15 protein-coding genes and 3 pseudogenes are annotated in these 18,540 nt (G+C 70.9%); 10 read left to right on the top strand and 8 right to left on the bottom strand.

The genetic code is table 11. The features are described 5' to 3' along the window. Positions 1-4 precede the first annotated feature (4 nt). From AC5PYY_RS15230 to ligD, 3 genes are all read right to left on the bottom strand, one after another. Positions 5-2,008 carry a hypothetical protein gene (locus AC5PYY_RS15230; protein ID WP_493897629.1) on the bottom strand — a complete coding sequence of 668 codons (2,004 nt, stop codon included), beginning with the start codon at positions 2,006-2,008 and terminating at the stop codon, positions 5-7. Between the two features lie 4 nt (positions 2,009-2,012). After that, positions 2,013-3,485, bottom strand: coding sequence for a lipase family alpha/beta hydrolase (locus AC5PYY_RS15235; protein WP_493897630.1), 1,473 nt, complete (start codon positions 3,483-3,485; stop codon positions 2,013-2,015). Positions 3,486-3,563: 78 nt separating this feature from the next. Further along, complete coding sequence (gene ligD, locus AC5PYY_RS15240; protein ID WP_493897631.1) at positions 3,564-4,808, bottom strand: non-homologous end-joining DNA ligase; 1,245 nt, start codon at positions 4,806-4,808, stop codon at positions 3,564-3,566. An 85-nt stretch (positions 4,809-4,893) separates the two neighbouring features. Between ligD and AC5PYY_RS15245 the strand changes: the two genes are divergently transcribed. The 6 genes and pseudogenes from AC5PYY_RS15245 (at position 4,894) to AC5PYY_RS15270 (ending at position 9,099) form a co-directional block, all read left to right on the top strand. Further along, positions 4,894-5,037, top strand: a complete 144-nt coding sequence (locus AC5PYY_RS15245; RefSeq protein ID WP_493897632.1) for a hypothetical protein — start codon at positions 4,894-4,896, stop codon at positions 5,035-5,037. A gap of 137 nt (positions 5,038-5,174) precedes the next feature. Then, positions 5,175-6,387, top strand: a pseudogene (istA, locus tag AC5PYY_RS15250) (IS21 family transposase). Further along, positions 6,384-6,761, top strand: a pseudogene (locus AC5PYY_RS15255) (ATP-binding protein); the annotation flags it as partial. The pseudogenes istA and AC5PYY_RS15255, both read left to right, overlap by 4 nt. Before the next feature lie 308 nt (positions 6,762-7,069). Beyond that, a complete protein-coding gene (locus tag AC5PYY_RS15260) occupies positions 7,070-8,137 on the top strand; it encodes an IS110 family RNA-guided transposase (RefSeq protein WP_493897633.1) in 1,068 nt (355 codons plus the stop codon). A 13-nt stretch (positions 8,138-8,150) separates the two neighbouring features. After that, positions 8,151-8,588: pseudogene (locus AC5PYY_RS15265) on the top strand (ATP-binding protein); the annotation flags it as partial. Positions 8,589-8,832: 244 nt separating this feature from the next. Beyond that, positions 8,833-9,099 (top strand): TA system VapC family ribonuclease toxin, encoded by a 267-nt coding sequence (locus AC5PYY_RS15270; RefSeq protein ID WP_493899395.1) that lies wholly within the window; start codon positions 8,833-8,835, stop codon positions 9,097-9,099. Between the two features lie 34 nt (positions 9,100-9,133). Here AC5PYY_RS15270 and AC5PYY_RS15275 read toward each other — a convergent pair whose 3' ends face one another. After that, on the bottom strand, positions 9,134-9,571 hold the full coding sequence (locus tag AC5PYY_RS15275) for an SRPBCC family protein (RefSeq protein ID WP_493897634.1): 438 nt from the start codon (positions 9,569-9,571) through the stop codon (positions 9,134-9,136). A gap of 13 nt (positions 9,572-9,584) precedes the next feature. Beyond that, positions 9,585-9,908 carry an ArsR/SmtB family transcription factor gene (locus AC5PYY_RS15280; protein ID WP_493897635.1) on the bottom strand — a complete coding sequence of 108 codons (324 nt, stop codon included), beginning with the start codon at positions 9,906-9,908 and terminating at the stop codon, positions 9,585-9,587. A 318-nt stretch (positions 9,909-10,226) separates the two neighbouring features. Here AC5PYY_RS15280 and AC5PYY_RS15285 point away from each other — a divergent pair, with 318 nt between their 5' ends. Further along, positions 10,227-10,394 carry a hypothetical protein gene (locus AC5PYY_RS15285; protein ID WP_493897636.1) on the top strand — a complete coding sequence of 56 codons (168 nt, stop codon included), beginning with the start codon at positions 10,227-10,229 and terminating at the stop codon, positions 10,392-10,394. Positions 10,395-10,622: 228 nt separating this feature from the next. On the opposite strand, the gene AC5PYY_RS15290 is transcribed toward AC5PYY_RS15285, so the two are convergent. Then, positions 10,623-12,176 carry an acyl-CoA carboxylase subunit beta gene (locus AC5PYY_RS15290; RefSeq protein WP_493897637.1) on the bottom strand — a complete coding sequence of 518 codons (1,554 nt, stop codon included), beginning with the start codon at positions 12,174-12,176 and terminating at the stop codon, positions 10,623-10,625. 38 nt (positions 12,177-12,214) lie between these two features. Continuing rightward, positions 12,215-13,399: an acyl-CoA dehydrogenase family protein gene (locus AC5PYY_RS15295; RefSeq protein WP_493897638.1), complete on the bottom strand. Its 1,185-nt coding sequence runs from the start codon at positions 13,397-13,399 to the stop codon at positions 12,215-12,217. Between the two features lie 138 nt (positions 13,400-13,537). On the opposite strand from AC5PYY_RS15295, the gene AC5PYY_RS15300 reads away from it, so the two are divergent. Continuing rightward, entirely contained in the window at positions 13,538-13,924 is a 387-nt protein-coding gene (locus AC5PYY_RS15300; RefSeq protein WP_493897639.1) for a MerR family transcriptional regulator, read from the top strand. Positions 13,925-14,002: 78 nt separating this feature from the next. Continuing rightward, a complete protein-coding gene (locus AC5PYY_RS15305; protein ID WP_493897640.1) occupies positions 14,003-15,781 on the top strand; it encodes an acetyl/propionyl/methylcrotonyl-CoA carboxylase subunit alpha in 1,779 nt (592 codons plus the stop codon). 342 nt (positions 15,782-16,123) lie between these two features. On the opposite strand, the gene AC5PYY_RS15310 is transcribed toward AC5PYY_RS15305, so the two are convergent. Beyond that, positions 16,124-17,590 (bottom strand): NAD(P)H-quinone dehydrogenase, encoded by a 1,467-nt coding sequence (locus tag AC5PYY_RS15310; RefSeq protein ID WP_493897641.1) that lies wholly within the window; start codon positions 17,588-17,590, stop codon positions 16,124-16,126. A 31-nt stretch (positions 17,591-17,621) separates the two neighbouring features. Here AC5PYY_RS15310 and AC5PYY_RS15315 point away from each other — a divergent pair, with 31 nt between their 5' ends. Next, positions 17,622-18,455: a purine-nucleoside phosphorylase gene (locus tag AC5PYY_RS15315; protein ID WP_493897642.1), complete on the top strand. Its 834-nt coding sequence runs from the start codon at positions 17,622-17,624 to the stop codon at positions 18,453-18,455. Positions 18,456-18,540 lie beyond the last annotated feature (85 nt).

The following is an 18,540-nucleotide window of genomic DNA, read 5'->3' on the forward strand; positions in this document are numbered from 1 at the left end:
CAGTTCAGCTCGGGCACCGCGCTGCGGCCAGTTCAGCCAACCCGTCCACGTGCTCCCTCAGGGCGTCACTGGTGCTGGCGGCGAGGTAGGTCCGAGTCTCCTCGATCACGGCGGACACCCGTTCCGCATCGCCCTCCGCGCATCGCGCGACCCGCGCCGTCGCTCCCTGGACATGGTTGACGTAGCGCTGTTCCCCGACCGATCCCTCGGCGGCCTCGTCGAAATCCGAGACCGCCTCGTCCAGATCGCCGCGTGCCAGGTGCGCCAGACCTCTGATCTCGTGCAGCTCCGCGACCTGCGGCTGGCCGCCCGCGCCAACCAGGCGGTCCGCAGCGGGCAGTGCCGCAGCGGTGGCCTCCAGCGCGGCGCCGATCTGCGCGGTGTCGTCATCTCGACGGTATGCCGCGAGGTGCAGTCTCCCCACAGCCGACCGCATCGCCACATGAGCGGCGTCGGAGACGCCCTCCACGTCGACCGCGGCCTCGTCCGCCCTGGTCACCAGCTCGTCCACCTCCTCCTGGGTGACGTCTTCCCGCAACGTCCCGGAGTCGCTGATGGCGCCCATGACGCCGATCGCCATGCCGTTGGCTCGCACCACGGCCAGGTCGGCCTCGCTGTCCAGCAGCGACTCGGCGGTCTCGAGTTCCCGCCTCGCCCGGTCCAGCAGACTCGCCTCGTCCTCCTCGACAGCGGAGGAGGCTCGCAGGATCAGACCGTTCGCGGCCAGGACGTGGACAGAGGCGCGATAGCGCTGCACCCGTGGTGTCGGGTCGTCCGCGAGCCGGTCGTCGGCGAGCGCGAAGAGACACTCCGCCACTGCGAGGTCCTGGTCCGAGCCACCTTCCAGCAGTCGGCTCCCCGACAGCACAGCCGGGAGCACCCGCAACTCGGGGAAGATGAGAAGGGCGTCCCGCTGCAGGTCGACCGGGGCCGGGGAAGACCCGAGCGCGAGCAGCGTCGGGCTCTCCCCCTCCGCGAGTCGGGCCGACGTGGGCTCGATCGCCACCTCGACGAAGGTCGACCCGGTGGCCTGACCAGACGTGTTCGCGGTCCCCGTCAGCACGGCGTCGACGTTCGCGGGGTTGGTGGGGTCGTCCAGGTCGAGGCGCCCCGCCAGGTCGGGGCCGACGAACTCCATCCGGCTGATCGCTTCGCAGGCTTCGACGTCGACGAAGGTCGTGCCGCTGTCCGAAGCACGGGCGAGGCTGTCGGCGAGCCAGGCCGCCGCACCGGGCGCCCCCTCGATCTCTGGCACCACGACGGCATCGACGCCGGTGGGGAAGACGGGCGGACCGTGCGGCAGCAGCCACCACCCCACCCCGGCGGCGCCCATCGTCAGCGCTCCAGCCACCGCCAGCATCCACCGCCGGTCGAGAGCCTCGCACGAGGCGGGCCGCAGACCGTGGTCCCGCTGCAGCCGGTAGGGGTCGACGGCGAAGAGCAGCGGGCGCTCAGCGATCGCCGTCCGCCCCCGTTCGACCGCGACCTCGAAGGACAACGGGAGTCCAGTCCCCTGTGCGGCTCCCGTGCACTCCAGGGGTATGAGGTAGCCCTGGTCGATCCAGCCCAGGAGAGAGTCCGCTGTCGTCGAGGGACCCACGTCGAGGCTGAACTCGCTGTTGACGACGGCGATCAGCGCATGACCCTCGAGCACCACGAGGATCGGCCGCAGGGTCAGGTCCAGGGCGAGCCCGGAGCAGAGCAGCGCGAGGTCGAGGCAAGTGGCCCGCTTCCGGTCCACGATCTCCGGCGGACTCCGGACGACCTGGCTGTGCTCCCCGTCGGCGGTGTATCTCTCGATGTCATAGTCGATCCCGAGCTCGGTCAACGCGGCATAGAGGGCCTCGATCACGTCCCGCCGGTCACCCGCGACGACGGCGTCGTGGACCGTCCGCCCGTCCGCCAGCCGCACAGGGGGCGTCGCGTCCGCCGCGCAGGCGGCATTGACGAACCGCGCCAGCGAGGTCGGCTCGGCCTTACGCCAGATCCAGCGCGCGTGTCGGGGCACGGAGTCACCCCTCGACGTCGACGACGGCGTAGAAGCAGGTAGAGGTGAGCGGCAGTCCCGCGCACGTGGCCTCGACGCGGTACTCCCCCGGCGTTCCGGGCAGGTTCAGCCGTCCGCCGGACGAGGCAGCGACCGAAGTCATGGTGCCTCTGACGAGGTCGTGGACGCGCACGTCGACGTCGCCCTCACCGCTCGAACCGCTCACCGACACGTCGAGGTATGGCGTCTCGCCCGCCAGGAAGACGGTGGGACCGCCCAGGCTCAGCGCGGGCGGCGCTTCCGTGGTCATGGCAGCACTCTCACGCGCGTTTGAGGTGCCGCGGGCGCTCTGCCGGAGCCGCTGCTGGATCTCCGACTCCAGCGTGCGCCGGTCGGTCTGCAGACTGCCGTGACGTTGGTTGGTGTAGCGCAGCGCGGAGCGCTCGCCGTCGAGCTCCAGCGGGATGGCGGAGAGCAACGGGACCGTGCCGTCCCCGCCGTCGTAGACGCGGTCGACGTAGTCCGGCGCCGACCTGCTCACCTCCACGTCGTGCCCGGTGAGCACGAGCGAGTTGTGCGTGGGGTGACCGAACCCGATGTGCGGAGAGGTCAGTCGCTGACCGGCGGCGTCCGTGCGCTCCAGGCCCCGGTCCAGGTCACCGTGGAAGTCCTCGTAGGCGGAGCTGGCGCGGTCAGGGTCCAGACCGGCATACCCGGTGAGTTCGTGCGGGTAGAGCCAGCGTGCCTCAGCCGCCCGCTGATCCTGGACGACCCGGTAGCGCGGCAGCAGCTGATAGATGGAGGGATAGCTGCGCGCCGCCTCGGTGAGGTCGACGAAGAGCTTGCGGTAGCCGAAAAGGAGATAGGACAGGGCGTCGACCGAACCGCGATAGGGCGTTCCCAACGTCAGCACCTCGCGGACGGTGCGCCACCCGTCGAACGGTTCACCGGTGCGCAGGTCCGTCCCGTAGAGGTAGCAGCGCGCTACCAGGCCACCCATGGAGTGACCGATGAGCACTACCTTCGCCTGGGGACTGCGCTGGGCCATCAGCGCCGGGAGGGCTATCTCGATGAGGTCGTGCAGCCGCATCGCCGCCGAGCGGACATCGCGGCGCCAGTCGTAGGCGAACTGGTAGTAGTCCGGCACGCCCGCACGCCGCGGGTCCCGACCGTCTGCGCGCTGACCCGGGGCTAGGGGGTCGCCCTCTATGAGGTCGGGGAAAGCACGACGCACGGCGGCGTCGAGCTCGGTGTAGCCATCGAGCTCGACCAGGCCAGGGACGATCGTGTGGGAGCGGATGGGTGCGGTCGGCACGACGCCGTCAGGAGCCAGTGGTCGGGTGGGATCGTCGGCCGGGTCCAGCGCCAGGGCTGCGACCCACCGGCGGTGTCGCAGCAGCTGGGTCACGAGACCGGGGCCGGGGTCCCAGAGCGGCTCCCCGTCCCGTCGCAGGCAACTGCCCATCATCCCGGGAAGCGTGATGACGAGGTCACGCATGATCCGCACCGCCTTGTCGGAGACCGTCTCCGAGGGAGAGTGCCGACCGTGGAGGCAGATACATCGAGGTGGCCGCGGCTACCCCGGAGGTGACTCGGCCTCTCGCTCGAAGCGGTCCGCCCACTCCAGCAGGGTCTCCAGCCCGAAGGCCTCGTCGTCGATGCCCTGGTGCGGGTCGCCGATGGAGGCGAACCGCGCGGGCACCGTCGCGAGCGTCAGCTCCCGCGGGTCGACGTCGGCAAGCTCGTCCCAGGTGAACGGCGCGGACACCGTGCCTGAGGGCAGACCCCGCAGCGAGTATGCCGAGGCCAGGGTGTGATCCCGCGCGTTCTGGTTGAAGTCGACGAAGACGTGACGGGGGTCGCGGTCCTTGCGCCACCACTCGACCGTCGCTCTGTCCGGCATCCGTCGCACGACCTCGCTCGCGAAGCCCCAGGCCGCCCGGCGCACCTCGGCGAACTCCCAGTCGGGGCGGACCCGGACGTAGACGTGCAGGCCGGAACCGCCGGAGGTCTTGGGGTAGCCGGTGACGCCCAGGTCTGCCAGCACCTCACGGCATACCTCGGCGACGGCGCGGACGTCCTCGAAACCCGCCTCCGGCATGGGGTCCAGGTCGATCCGCCACTCGTCCGGGCGGTCGACGTCGGCGGAGCGGACGTTCCACGGGTGGAACTCGACGGTGGACATCTGCACCGCCCAGACGATGTCGGCGACGGTGGCGGGGGCCAGCTCGTCGGCGTGCTGGTCGAAACGGGGGAAGTGCAGCCGCACCGTGGGCACCCAGTCGGGCGCGCCCTTGGGCAGCCGTTTCTGGTAGACCTTCTCCCCCGCCAGCCCGTCCGGGAAGCGGTGCAGCATGGTCGGCCGGTCGCGCAGCCCACGCAGGATGCCGGGGCCGACGGCGAGGTAGTAGCGCGCGACGTCGAGCTTGGTCCAGCCGTGATCCGGGAAGTAGACCCGGTTCGGGCTGGAGATCCGCACGCTGCGCCCGTCGACGTCGAGGTGGACCGGCTGACCGACGTCCTCCTTCTTCCTGGCGGCGGAGGACCGGCGACTCGAGCCGCCCGACCACTTCGCCGACCCTGGTCGACCCTGCTGCGCGCGCCAGTGCCGGTGCGCCTCCTCCACCCCGGTCAACGGCGTCCCGGCCGCCTCCAGCGCGTCGGCGAGGCGGGTGAGTGTGACCGGCCCGACACCCTGGAACTCGGCGAGGTCCAGCATGGGCACACCGGCCAGGTCGGCGAAACGCGCATACCCCGCGGCCTCCAGCGAGCGCCGCGCCGGAGCCGGTATGCCGTCCGGCCAGCCGTCGTCGTCCGTCATGAAGCCCATCCTGCCGGGTCCGACCGAGCCGTGTCCGGACCTGCTGACGCATCATGCCGCGTGGTCTCGATGTCATGATGCGCAGATGCGGACCACGGTCAACATCGACGACGCACTCCCCCAGCAGGCGCGGCAGCGTGCGCTGGCCTCCTCGCGTCCTCTCGGCGACATCGTGGACGACGCCTGCGCCTCCTCCTCTCGGAGCGGGCAGCCACGGCGTCGCCCGTGATTCTGCCGACCTACGGTGGGAGTGGCCTGCAGCCCGGCGTGGATCTGGGGGACAAGGAGGCGTTGGGCTGTCGGCGGCGCTTGAAAAGTAGACAGTAGCGGCGCTCGAAAAGTGGACACTCCGCCAACGATTGGAGTGTGATCACCATGGAGGACTGGGCGCTGATCAGGAGGCTGGCCGCCGACGGTGTGCCGAAGGCCAGGATCGCCAGGAGGTTGGGCATCTCGAGGACGACGGTCATCAACGCCATCGCCTCGGAGGGGCCACCGAAGTACGAGCGAAGAGCGGGTCCGACGTCGTTCACGCCGTACGAGGCGAGGGTGCGGTTGCTCTTGGAGGAGACGCCGGACATGCCGGCGACGGTGCTGGCCGAACGGGTGGGGTGGACCGGCTCGATCCGCTGGTTCCGCGACAACGTCAACCGGCTCCGGGCCGACCACCGCCCGATCGACCCGGCCGACCGGCTCACCTGGACGGCCGGGGACGTGGCGCAGTGCGACCTGTGGTTCCCTCCACGCAAGATCCTGCTCGAGGACGGCTCACGGGCCCTGTTGCCGGTGCTGGTCATGACGTGCGGGTACTCGAGGTTCACGGTGGGCCGGATGCTCCCGACCCGCAAGACACCGGACCTGCTGCTCGGCACGTGGGACCTGCTCAGGGAGCTGGGTCGGGTTCCGCGCCGGCTGATCTGGGACAACGAGCCCGGCATCGGGCGGGGCAAGCTGACCGAACCGGTCGCGGTGTTCGCTGGGACGCTGGCCACGAGGGTGGTGCTGTTGCCGCCGCGGGATCCGGAGTCCAAGGGCATCGTGGAACGCCGCAACCGCTTCTTCGAGACCTCTTTCATGCCCGGGCGCCACTTCGCCTCCCCGGCCGACTTCAACGCCCAGTTCACCGAATGGCTGACAGGCGCGAACGCCCGGGTGGTGCGCACGATCAAGGCCCGCCCGGTGGACCTGCTCGCGGCGGACACCGAGGCGATGCTGCCGTTGCCGCCGGCGTTGTTGCACCTGGGCTGGCGCAACCACGTGCGCCTGGGCCGGGACTACTACGTGCGCGTCGACACCAATGACTACTCCGTGCACCCGCGCGCGATCGGCGCCCGGGTCGACGTGGCCGCCGACCTCGACGTCGTCCGCGTCCGGCACGGTGGCCAGCTGGTGGCCGAGCACCCGCGCCGCTGCCCGGAGCATGACCGTCACCGACCCCGCCCACGTCACCGCCGCCGCGGCGTTGCGGCACGCCTACCAGCACCCCAGGACTCGTCCCGAGGCCGAGGAGTTGGTCCGGGACCTGGCCGACTACGACAAGGCGTTCGGGATCGACGCCGGCGAGCTGGAGTCACGATGAGCCGCAAACCGAACTCCGCCGGGACCGAGTCGCTCAAGCAGATCACCCACCTGGCCGCCGCGCTGAAAGCGCCCCGGATCACCGAGGCCGCCGCCCGCCTGGCCGACCATGCCCGCGACGCCGGGTGGACCCACGAGGACTACCTGGCCGCGGTCCTGGAACGCGAGGTCGCCGCCCGGAACGCCTCGGGCGCCCGACTCCGGATCCGCGCGGCCGGGTTCGGGACGGTCAAGACCCTGGACGACTTCGACTTCGACCACCAACCCGGCGCCCGCACCCCCGTCCAGGCGCTGGCGTCCGGGGCCTACCTGGCCGAGCACCGCAACGTCGTCCTCCTCGGCCCACCAGGCACCGGCAAGACCCACTGTGAGACTCAACGTCAAGCGCTCAAGCCATGAGCGTCGCGGGCGGTCCGGGTGTTAGCCGCGGGCCGTCTGCCAGAGTCGGTGCCGGTGATCATGACTGACCCGAAAGACTCATTGGCCGACCCCTTCGTGGGTCGCGCCTTCGCCTTGGATTTGTCGTCGTGGTCGCCGGCACCGGCCTGGCCCACCGACCGCTGGCCTGATCAGAAGCCTGGCCGACAGATGTCGTGCCTCATCACAGTCCTGCCGCGCGGTGATCGCACCCAGACCGGTGCCGACATCGGCACCCATCCCCGAAGGAGAGCACCGTGCAAACCATGCTCGCAGGCCAGGTGGACTACGTCATCGGCGTGGACACCCACCGCGACACCAACACCACCGCGATTGTCGAGGCCACCACAGGCGGCGTCATCGACGACCTGCAGTGCCCCACCGACGCCATGGGGTACAAGCGCACCTACGCCTTCGCCACCAAGCACGCGCCCGGCCCGCGGGTCTGGGCGATCGAGGGCACCGGCAGCTACGGCTCCGGGCTAACGACGTTCTTGCTCGAGCGCGGTGAGTGGGTCGTCGAGATCGACCGGCCTTCGCGCCCTGCACGTCGCAACGGCGCCAAGAGCGACGAGCTCGACGCCGTCCGCGCCGCCCGCGAGGCCCTCTCCCGCGAGCACCTCGCGGCCCCGCGTGCCCGCGGTGACAGGGAGGCGCTGAGGGTGCTGCTGACCGCCCGGCAGGGTGCCGTGGTGGGACGTACCAAGGCGATCGGCCAGCTCAAGGCGCTCATCGTCAACGCCCCGCAGGCGCTGCGTGACCAACTGCGCCGCGGCACCACCGACGAGCAGCTCGAACGCTGCTCGCGCTTGCGGACGTCACCGGCCCAGTCGGTCGAGCACCGCACCACGATCCGAGCCATTCGCGCCGTCGCCCGCCGGGCGCTGTTCCTGGAGGCCGAGGCCGCCGAGCACGAGAGCGACATCGAGGAGCTCGTCCTGACCATCTGCCCCTCGCTGCTGGACCTGCCCGGCGTCGGCCCGGTCACCGCGGCCCAGTTCATCATCTCCTGGTCCCACGCCCGCCGGGTCCGCAACGAGGCCGCGTTCGCCTCCCTCGCCGGGGCAGCCCCCATCCCGGCCAGCAGCGGCACGACCGTACGACACCGGCTGAACCGCGCCGGCGACAGACAACTCAACCGAGCCCTGCACACCGTCGCGCTCTCACGCTTGCGGCACCACGGCCCGACCAAGGCCTACGCCGCCAGACGCACCCAGGAAGGCAAGACACCCCGAGAGATCAAACGCTGCCTCAAGCGCGCGATCGCCCGCCAGATCTACCGGCATCTCGAGTCTCAAGCGGCGGTCGGACGGGAGTTCTCTCGCGCCGCTTGACAGACATAGAAGCATCCTGGCCACCGCCCTCGGTGTCGCCGCCGCCCAGCAAGGGCACCGGGTCCTGTTCGCGACCGCCACCGACTGGGTCACCCGCCTGACCGAGGCCCACGACCGCGGCCGCCTCGCCACCGAACTGACCCGGCTACGCCGCTACGCGCTGATCATCATCGACGAGGTCGGCTACCTACCCTTCGAACAGGACGCGGCCAACCTGTTCTTCCAACTCGTCTCATCCCGCTACGAGCACGCCTCGCTGATCCTGACGTCGAACCTGCCATTCAGCTCCTGGGCAGGCGTCTTCGGTGACCAGGTCGTCGCCGCCGCGATGATCGACCGCATCGTCCACCACGCCGACGTCATCACCCTCAAAGGCGCCTCCTACCGGCTACGCGACCGCGGCGTCGAGACCCTGCCCAGCATCAAAGCCGAACAAGAATCCCTAGACTGAGACCGTCCACTCTTCGACCGCCGAAACCGTCCAGTTTTCGAGCGCCGTCGACATGGGCAGCCTGCTGGGTGACCGGGACCGTGCTGCTCGCTGACGTCGACGTCTTCGTCCAGGCGCACCGGCCCGAGAGCCCTCGGTCGGAGGAGTACCGAGCCTGGCTGACCGGGGCCCTGGAGGGCCCCGAACCCTTCGGCGGGAGCGACGTCGTCCTCTCTGCGTTCGTCCGCATCGTGACGCACCCGGGATCTCCCGGGATCCCACGCCACCAGACGCGGCGATGGACTTCTGCACGGCTGTGCTGTCTGCCCCGGCGGCCGTGCGCGTCAGCGCCGGAGCTCGCCATTGGGGATTCTTCGACCACCTGTGCCGCGAGGTCGGAGCCCGCGCCAACGTGGTCCCAGACGCCTACCTCGCCGCGCTCGTCCTCGAGCAGGGTGCGACGTGGGTGACCGCGGATCGCGGCTTCGCCCGGTTTTCCGGGCTGAAGCTGCAGTCGCTCCTCGCCGACTGACCCCAGGGGTCCCGTCACACGCCTCCTGCCGACCTCAGCCGCCCAGGTGGCCCGGCAGCCGGTCGAGCACGTCGTTCCAGCCCTGCTCGGCTCCGCCGTCGGTCTCGTGCTCGGTGGAGGTATGCCGCACCGTCACCTCGGTGCCGCCGTCCACCGGGTCGAAGGTCACCTCGACCATGTCCACGACGGCCTCTCCCCCGGCCTCGGCCGGCGTGCCGTCGCTCACCCAGACCCAGGTCATGACGAACCGGCGCGGCGGGTCGTAGTCGGTGAAGGTGCCCGTGACCCCCAGCTGGACGCCGGGGGCGTAGATCCGGACCTCGCCGCCCTCGCGGGCGTCGACCTCGTAGGTCGTCTCCGGCCACTGCGGCCACCACCACCGGGCGAGCTCCTGCGGATCGGTCCATGCGCGGAACGCGCGCTCGGGGCCGACGGGGACCCTCCTGGCGATGGTGATGGTCGTGGCGGTCATGGGGGTGGTCCTCTCACGTGACGCTGCTCGTGGTGCTCAGGTGCTCGGCGTAGCGGTCGAGGTGGTTGCCCCAGAAGAGGCGGGTCCGCAGGGCCCACTCCTGCAGCGGCTCCAGACTCCCGGGCACCAGGGTGACCGTCACGACCCGACCGGACTTCGCCCGGCGCACCAGCCCGGCCTCGTCGAGGCGGTCGAGGTGCCGCATCGTCGCAGGCACGCTGATCCCGAGGTGGTCGGCGAGGTCGCTGACCGAGGCCGGGCCCGACGCCAGCAGCTCCACCACCCGGCGCCGCGGCTCGCTGGCGATCGCACCGGCCGCGGCGTCCAGGGAGTTCATGGGCCTGAGGCTAGCAAACACTTAGCATTCTTGTTAGGTATTTGCACGCGACTGCTTCCCGCGGTGGCCGACGGCAGAGTTGCGCCAAAACCACCCGTGCAGCAGCGTATGGAGCACCCGCCGGCGGCCTGTCGTGCGGCACAGAGTTGCCCCTCGCAGGGCTGGTCGGGCGGGGGTGCCGTCCGGCCACGCGCGGCGTCCAGTGGCCGGGCGCGATCTCGTCGCCCGCTCCCCGATGGGCGAGGTGCGCGTACGCTTCGTGGACCGGAACCCCATCGGGTGGCGGACCACGACGTGACCCTCCCCTCAGGCACGAGGGTGAATAACCCCCTGCGGGTCCTGGCCCACCCCGACGGCTGCGATGTCGTCTTCACCGTGCGTCAGATCGAGCTCACCGACGAGGAGTACGACCGGGACTGCGCCTTGGTGGCGGCAGACCTCGACCGGCTCGCGGACCTCGTTACCGAGGACTCGGACGCTCGCTGAGCCGGTCCGCCGCGTCGTCCCGACCGGCCTGTCGGGGCCTCACGTTCCCTTATCACGGCATACCCCTCGCGCCACACGCGTCACGAACTGCCAGGAAACGCGGCAGACACCGGGGTTATCACCCCGGCAGATCCACGTTTCCCGTCACTCTGGTGCCGGTGTTACTGACGGGGCGCGAGTGCAAAGCGGCGTCCCCCGGTCGGCGCGACGCGACGCGCCAGAACCCCCTCAGACCGGCGGGATGCTCCGGTGCCGAGACGAGAAGTGCCGGTCGCGACGGGCGGCATAACGCAGCCGGTGCACGACCTCCTCGCGCAGGTCCTCGGGCTCGGTGATCGCGTCGATGACCAGGTCCGAGGCGAGCCGCTCCAGGTCGACGTCCTCGAGATACTCCGCACGGCGCGCGTCGACGAAGGCAGCCCGCTCGGCCTCGTCCTCGATCTCGGCGATCTTGTTGGCGTAGACCGCGTTGACCGCCGCCTCCGGGCCCATCACCGCGATCCGCGCCGTGGGGAGCGCGATGGTCGCGTCCGGTCCGAAGCCCGGCCCGCCCATGGCATACAGCCCGGCACCGTAGGCCTTGCGCAGCACGATGCACAGCTGCGGCACCGTGGCCTCGCTCACCGCCGACACCATCTTGGCGCCGTGCCGGATGATGCCGCCGCGCTCGACCTCCGAGCCGATCATGAAACCCGGGACGTCCGCGAGATAGAGGATCGGGATGCCGTAGGCGTCGCACAGCCAGATGAAGCGCGCCGCCTTGTCGGCCGAGTCGGTGAAGAGCACGCCGCCCTTGACCATCGAGTTGTTGGCCAGGATGCCGACCGTCTGCCCGTCGATCCGCCCCAGCCCGACGACGAGCTCGGCGGCGTAGAGCGGCTTGATCTCGAAGAAGCTGTCGTCGTCGACCAGCCCCTCGATGACGTCGTGCACGTCGAAGGGCACCGACTCCGCCTCGGGCACGGTATGCCGTTCCAGCGGGATCGCGGGCTCCTCCCCCTCGTACGCCGGGACGGGGGCGCGCCACGACTCGGGGAGGTAGGAGAAGAAGTGGCGGGCCAGCTCGATCGCCTCGGTGTCGTCGGCGGCGAGCAGGTCGCCGACCCCGGAGACGGTGCAGTGCATGCGCGCGCCGCCCATCTCCTCCAGCGACACCTTCTCACCGACGACCATCTCGGCCATCCGCGGGCTGCCGAGATACATCGACGCGTTGCCCTCGACCATGATGATGAGGTCGGTGAAGCTCGGGATGTAGGCCCCGCCCGCCGCGCTCGGCCCGAAGAGGCAGCAGATCTGCGGGACCTTGCCCGACAGCGCCACCTGGTTGTGGAAGATCCGCCCGGCGCCGCGCCGCCCCGGGAAGAGGTCGACCTGGTCAGTGATCCGCGCGCCCGCCGAGTCGACGAACCAGAAGATCGGCAGCTCCTCGCGCAGCGCGGCCTCGGTGGCGCGGATGATCTTCTCGACCGTCCGGGCGCCCCACGAGCCGGCCTTCACGGTGGGGTCGTTCGCGACGACGATCGCCGCCCGCCCGTCGACCTCACCGCGCCCGGTGACCACACCGTCGGCGGGGAGTCCGCCCGCGGTCGCGTTGGCATACCGGCTGTCCTCGACGAAGGTGCCCTCGTCGAAGAGGAGCGCGATCCGCTCGCGGACGTAGAGCTTGCCCTGGCTCTCCAGCTTGGCGCGCGCGCGGTCACTCGGCTCCACCGACTCCTGGTATGCCGTCGCCAGCCGGTCGCGCAGATCGGCGACCCGGGGGTCTGCGGCGCTGCTGCTCATGCGTCCATCCTGTCAGGTCCAGACCGGGGCGAGAGGGCTCAGCGGGCCGGCAGGCCCAGGCCGCGGGCGATGACCATGCGCTGCACCTCGGAGGTGCCCTCGCCGATCTCGAGGATCTTGGCGTCGCGGTAGAACCGGGCGACGGGGTACTCCTCCATGAAGCCGTTGCCGCCGAAGATCTGGGTGGCGATCCGGGTCGCGGTGACCGCCGCCTCGGTGGAGTAGAGCTTGGCGATCGCCGCCGCCTGCTTGACCTCGGCCACCGACCGCTTGCCGGCCTCCTGCTCGTCCTTGAGCCAGGCCGCCTTGTAGGTCAGCTGCCGTGCGGCCTCGACCATGACGGCCAGGTCGGAGATCTGGAAGGAGACACCCTGGTTGACCGCGATCGGCTTGCCGAAGGCCATCCGCTCCTTGCTGTAGGCCACCGACTCCTCCAGCATCCGCTGGGCGCAGCCGACGGCGAGGGAGGAGATCGCGATACGGCCGTCGTCGAGGGTCTTGAGGAACTGCTTGAAGCCCTCGCCGCGCTCCCCCAGCAGGTGGTCCTCGGGCACCCGGCAGTCCTCGAAGGTCAGCCCGTGGGTGTCGGAGATGTGCCAGCCGAGCTTGCGGTAGGGCGGCTCGACGATGAAGCCGTCGGTGCCGGCGGGCACCATGATCGCGCTGATCTCGGGCTTGCCGTTCTCGTCCTCGCCGGTCTTGGCGGTGACGGTGACGACGGAGGTGATGTCGGTGCCGGAGTTGGTGATGAAGGCCTTGGCCCCGTTGACGACCCACTGGCCGTCCTCGAGCCGGGCGCGGGTCTTGCTGGCCGCCGCGTCGGAGCCGGCGTCGGGCTCGGTGAGGCCGAACCCGGCGAGCGTCTTACCGGCGAGCAGGTCGGGCAGGAAGCGCTCCTTCTGCTCCTGGCTGCCGTAGGACAGGATCGGGTTGATGCCCAGGCCGACCCCGGCGGACAGGGTGATGCCGATCGACTGGTCGACGCGGCCGAGCTCCTCGATGGCCAGGCAGGTGTAGGTGAAGCCGCCGTGCTCGGTGCCCGCCCCACCGAACTCCTCCGGGGCGTTGAGCCCGAAGAGCCCGAGCTCGCCCATCTTGGGCACCAGCTCGGTCGGGAAGTGCGACTCCTTGTCCCACGTCTCGACGTGCGGCGCCACCTCGGCCTCGGCGAACTCGCGCACGAGCCCGCGGAAGTCTTCGTGGTCCTGGGTCAGTTCGAACATCGTCGTTCGCACTCCTTGCCTGGCGACGGATAGGGGCCGGCGCGTCACGACACGCGCCACGTCTGCTCACATCTTCCTTGACGTTGACGCGAAGGTCAAGCAAGATGGTGCTCACCACACCTTGACGTAAGGACAACCGTGACTGACGACACGACGACGTGGAGCATCGCGCAGATGGCTGACGACTACGGCGTCACCCACCGGGCCCTGCGCCACTACGAGCACCTCGGCCTGCTCTCGCCGGACCGTGAGGGTCAGCGCCGCATCTACCACCGGCGCGAGCGCACCCGCCTGGCGCTGATCCTGCGCGGTCGTCGCCTCGGGTTCTCGCTCGAGGAGATCGCCACCATCCTCGACATGTATGACGACCAGCCGGGCGAGGTGGGTCAGCTGCGCTACCTGCTCTCCCAGATCGGCGACCGCCGGGTCGACCTCGAGCGGCGCCGCCGCGACATCGAGGACAGCCTGCGCGAGCTCGACGAGCTGGAGAAGCGCTGCGCGAAGGACGTCGCGCGCCTGTCCTGACGGCATACCCTGGAGGTGCCGCGACGGCAGGCGGGCAGGTGCCGCACGCGGCGCGCCGGTAGGGCTAGGGTGACCTCCATGCCGATCAGCAAGGTCCTCATTGCCAACCGCGGCGAGATCGCCGTGCGCATCGCCCGCGCCTGCAGCGACGCAGGGCTGGGCTCCGTGGCCGTCTATGCCGACCCGGACCGCGACGCGCTCCACGTGAAGGTCGCCGACGAGGCCTACTCCCTCGGCGGGAGCACCCCTGGGGAGTCCTACCTCCTGCAGGAGAAGCTGCTCGACGTCGCGCGGCAGGCGGGCGCCGACGCGGTGCACCCCGGCTATGGATTCCTCGCCGAGAACGCCTCCTTCGCCCAGGCCGTCATGGATGCCGGGCTCACCTGGATCGGCCCCTCCCCCGAGGCGATCGACTCCCTCGGCGACAAGGTCAAGGCGCGGCGCATCGCGCTGCAGGCCGAGGCACCGCTCGTGCCCGGCACGAAGGACCCGGTCGGGGGCCCGGACGAGGTCGTCGCCTTCGCGCAGGAGCACGGGCTCCCGGTCGCGATCAAGGCGGCCTACGGCGGTGGCGGACGCGGCCTCAAGGTCGCCCGCACGATGGAGGAGATCCCCGACCTGTTCGACTCCGCGGTGCGCGAGGCGGTCACCGCCTTCGGCCGCGGCGAGTGCTTCGTCGAGCGCTTCCTCGACCGCCCGCGGCACGTCGAGACCCAGTGCCTCGCCGACCAGCACGGCAACGTCGTCGTCGTCTCCACGCGCGACTGTTCGCTGCAGCGTCGCAACCAGAAGCTCGTCGAGGAGGCCCCCGCGCCCTTCCTCACCGACGAGCAGCACGCCGAGCTGGTGCGCGCGAGCAAGGCGATCCTGCGCGCCGCGGGGTATGTCGGTGCCGGCACCTGCGAGTTCCTCGTCGGCCCCGAGGGCGACATCTCCTTCCTTGAGGTCAACACCCGCCTGCAGGTCGAGCACCCGGTGACCGAGGAGGTCACCGGCGTCGATCTGGTGCGTGAGCAGTTCCGCATCGCCGACGGCGAGGAGCTCGGGTATAACGATCCCGAGCCGCACGCGCACTCGATCGAGTTCCGGATCAACGCCGAGGACGCCGGTCGCGACTTCCTGCCGGCGCCGGGCACGGCGCTGGTCTTCCGGCCGCCGTCGGGTCCCGGGGTGCGCCTGGACTCCGGAGTCGTCGAGGGCGACACGGTTGCCGGTGCCTTCGACTCGATGCTGGCCAAGCTCGTCGTGACCGGCCGCACGCGGGCCGAGGCGCTGGCGCGGTCCCGCCGGGCGCTCGACGAGTTCGAGCTGTCCGGGATGCCGACCGTGCTGCCGTTCCACCGGGCCGTCGTGTCCGATCCCGCCTACGCACCGGACGACGCCGACCAGCCGTTCAGCGTGCATACCCGCTGGATCGAGACCGACTTCGACAACCAGATCGAGCCCTACTCCGGCCCGACCGCCGACGACCCCGGCGAGCAGGGCGAGCGGCAGAACGTCGTCGTCGAGGTCGGCGGCCAGCGCCTCGAGGTGTCGCTGCCGGCCGGGCTGGCGCTCGGTGGCGGTGGCGGCGGGGCCGCCGGTGGCCGCAAGAAGGCCCCCAAGCGCAGCCGCGGTGGGGGCGGCGGAGCAGCCGCGTCGGGCGACGCCGTGACCGCGCCGATGCAGGGCACCATCGTCAAGATCGCCGTCGAGGAGGGCCAGGAGCTCGCCGAGGGCGACGTCGTGGTGGTCCTCGAGGCGATGAAGATGGAGCAGCCGATCAAGGCCCACAAGGGCGGCACCGTCACCGGCCTCTCGGCCTCGGTGGGCGACACCGTCACCAACGGCGCCGTCCTCTGTGAGCTCAAGGACTGACTGGCCGCGCGATATGTCGTGACTGGCCGCGCAGTTTGTTGTATCTGGCCGCGCGGTATGCCGTGACCGGCCGCGCGGTATGCCGTGACCGGCCGCGCGATATGCGGCCCGACGGCGCCATGCGCGCACTGAGGGCAGCACACCGCAAACGGCGATGCCAGTCACGACAAACCGCGCGGCCAGTCACGACAAAGCGTGCCGCCAGTCACAACAAACCGTGCGGCCAGTCACAGCAAACCGTGCGGCCAGTCACAGCAAACCGTGCGGCCAGTCACAGCAAACCGTGCGGCCAGACACGGCATCTCGTGCGGCCAGTCACGACATATGGCGCGTTCGGTCGGGTCAGTCGGCGATCTCGTGCAGCTGCCGGGCGGCCTCGGAGAGGGAGCCGCTCATCGACGGATAGACCGTGAAGGTCGCCGAGAACTGGTCGACGTTGAGCCGGTTGGCCACCGCGAGCGCGATCGGGAAGATCAGCTCGCTGGCCCGCGGCGCCACGACCACTCCCCCGACGATCGTCGCGCTGCCCGAGCGGGCGAAGAGCTTGACGAAGCCGTCCTGGAGGTTCTGCATCTTGGCGCGGGGGTTCTTCGACAGCGGCAGCATGACCGCGCGTGCGTCCACCCGGCCCTCGTCGACGTCGGCCTGGCTGGCGCCGACCGTCGCGATCTCCGGGTCGGTGAAGATGTTGGAGCTCACCTTGCCCAGCGACAGCGGCGCCACCGCGTCACCCATGGCGTGCGCGACCGCGATCCGGCCCTGCATCGCCGCGATCGAGGCCAGCGGGAAGACGCCCGTGCAGTCTCCGGCGGCATACACCCCGGGGGCGCTGGTGCGCGAGACTCGGTCGACCTCGACGTGACCGGACGGGCTGAGCCGCACCCCGGCCTCCTCCAGGCCCATGTCGGTCGTGTTGGGGATCGAGCCGACCGCGAGCAGCGCGTGGCTGCCCTCGACCTCGCGCCCGTCCTCCAGAGTGACCACCACGCCGTCGCCCTCCCGTCGCACGGCACCGGCGCGGGACCGGTTGAGCACCGTCATACCCCGTCGTCGGAAGACTTCCTCCACGACGTTGGCCGCGTCGGCGTCCTCACCGGGCAGCACCCGGTCGCGCGAGGAGATCAGCGTGACCTGGCAGCCGAGCCCGAGGTAGGCGTGCGCCAGCTCGGCCCCGGTGACACCGGACCCGATGACGACGAGGTGCTCGGGCAGCTCCCGAAGGTTCCAGATCTGCTGCCAGGTGAGGATTCGCTCCCCGTCCGGCTCGGCGCTCGGCAGCACCCGCGGTCGGGCGCCGGTCGACACCAGCACCAGGTCGGCCTGGATCTCCCGGCGCGGATGCACCGCGTCGCAGTCGTGGTCGTGCGGCGCCGGCTCCTCCCCCGACGCGACGTCCTCGACCCCCTCGACGACCTGCACCTTCCCGGCACCGAGCAGGCTGCCCGCCCCCTGGATGACCTCGACCCCCGCCGACTCCAGCCGCTCGCCGATGTCACGGCTCTGGGCCCGCGCGAGGTCCATGATGCGCGTGTTGACGTCGGCGATGTGCGCGGTGACCCCCTGGTCACCCGGCACATGCGCGCCGTCGAAGTGCACGCCGATCCGCTTGGCGGCGCTGAAGCGGTCCATGAAGTCGGCGGTCGCGATGAGCGCCTTGCTCGGCACGCAGTCGGTGAGCACGGCGGCACCGCCGAGGCCCGAGCGCTCGACGACCGTCACCTCCGAGCCGAGCTGCGCAGCGGCCAGCGCGGCTTCGTAACCACCGGGGCCTCCCCCGATGACGACGACGGACTTGTTGGCAGCACTCACGCCCCCATCCAATCATCGCTACCCTGACCTTGTGACTACTGGTGCACCCCTCGACCTCAGCGATCCCGCCACCGACCCCCAGGACGTCGCGGCCGCCGCGGCCGCCGCCATCGCGGAGCGGACCGGCGTCCAGCGCCATGACATCGCCCTCGTGCTCGGCAGCGGCTGGAAGCCCGCCGCCGACGCGCTCGGGAAGGCCGACGCGCAGGTGGACCACGCCGACGTGCCCGGATTCGGCGCCGCGGCCGTCGCCGGGCACTCGGGCACCATGCGCTCGATCCCGCTCGCCAACGGTCGGCGGGTGCTGGTCTACGGCACCCGCACCCACTTCTACGAGGGCAAGGGCGTGCGTGCGGTCGTGCATGCGGTCCGCACCGCCGCGGCCGCCGGCTGCTCGGCGATCGTGCTCACCAACGGCTGCGGCGGGCTCCGCCCCGAGTGGGCGCCGGGCACGCCGGTCCTCATCAAGGACCACCTCAACCTCACCGCGACCTCGCCCATCGAGGGCGCGACCTTCGTCGACCTCACCGACCTCTACTCCGCCCGCCTGCGCGAGATCGCCCGCGAGGTCGACCCGAGCCTCGACGAGGGCGTCTACGTCCAGTTCCCCGGGCCGCACTACGAGACCCCCGCGGAGGTCCAGATGGCCAAGGTGCTGGGTGGGGATCTGGTCGGTATGTCGACCGCTCTCGAAGCCATTGCCGCCCGGCAGTCCGGGCTCGAGGTGCTGGGGGTCTCGTTGGTCACGAACCCGGCGGCCGGAGTCAGCGAGACGCCGCTGGACCACCAGGAGGTCATCGACGCCGGCCAGGCCGCGGCCCAGCGCAGCGGCGAGCTGCTCGCCCGCATCGTCGAGCGCATCTGACCGACCCGGCGCCGCGAGACCCGGCACCATCCCCCACCGCCGGCGACACCCGTACCGCCCCCACCCACCACCGCTTCGCGAGGAG

It is taken from the genome of Serinicoccus sp. JS2-9 (assembly GCF_059025165.1).

Bases quoted from the DNA above. Each gene is read 5' to 3' on its own strand.
- AC5PYY_RS15290 (WP_493897637.1), bottom strand. From the start codon at position 12,176: ATGAGCAGCAGCGCCGCAGACCCCCGGGTCGCCGATCTGCGCGACCGG.
- AC5PYY_RS15305 (WP_493897640.1), top strand. From the start codon at position 14,003: ATGCCGATCAGCAAGGTCCTCATTGCCAACCGCGGCGAGATCGCCGTG.
- AC5PYY_RS15260 (WP_493897633.1), top strand. From the start codon at position 7,070: ATGCTCGCAGGCCAGGTGGACTACGTCATCGGCGTGGACACCCACCGC.
- AC5PYY_RS15280 (WP_493897635.1), bottom strand. From the start codon at position 9,908: ATGAACTCCCTGGACGCCGCGGCCGGTGCGATCGCCAGCGAGCCGCGG.
- AC5PYY_RS15245 (WP_493897632.1), top strand. From the start codon at position 4,894: ATGCGGACCACGGTCAACATCGACGACGCACTCCCCCAGCAGGCGCGG.
- AC5PYY_RS15275 (WP_493897634.1), bottom strand. From the start codon at position 9,571: ATGACCGCCACGACCATCACCATCGCCAGGAGGGTCCCCGTCGGCCCC.
- ligD (WP_493897631.1), bottom strand. From the start codon at position 4,808: ATGACGGACGACGACGGCTGGCCGGACGGCATACCGGCTCCGGCGCGG.
- AC5PYY_RS15295 (WP_493897638.1), bottom strand. From the start codon at position 13,399: ATGTTCGAACTGACCCAGGACCACGAAGACTTCCGCGGGCTCGTGCGC.
- AC5PYY_RS15235 (WP_493897630.1), bottom strand. From the start codon at position 3,485: ATGCGTGACCTCGTCATCACGCTTCCCGGGATGATGGGCAGTTGCCTG.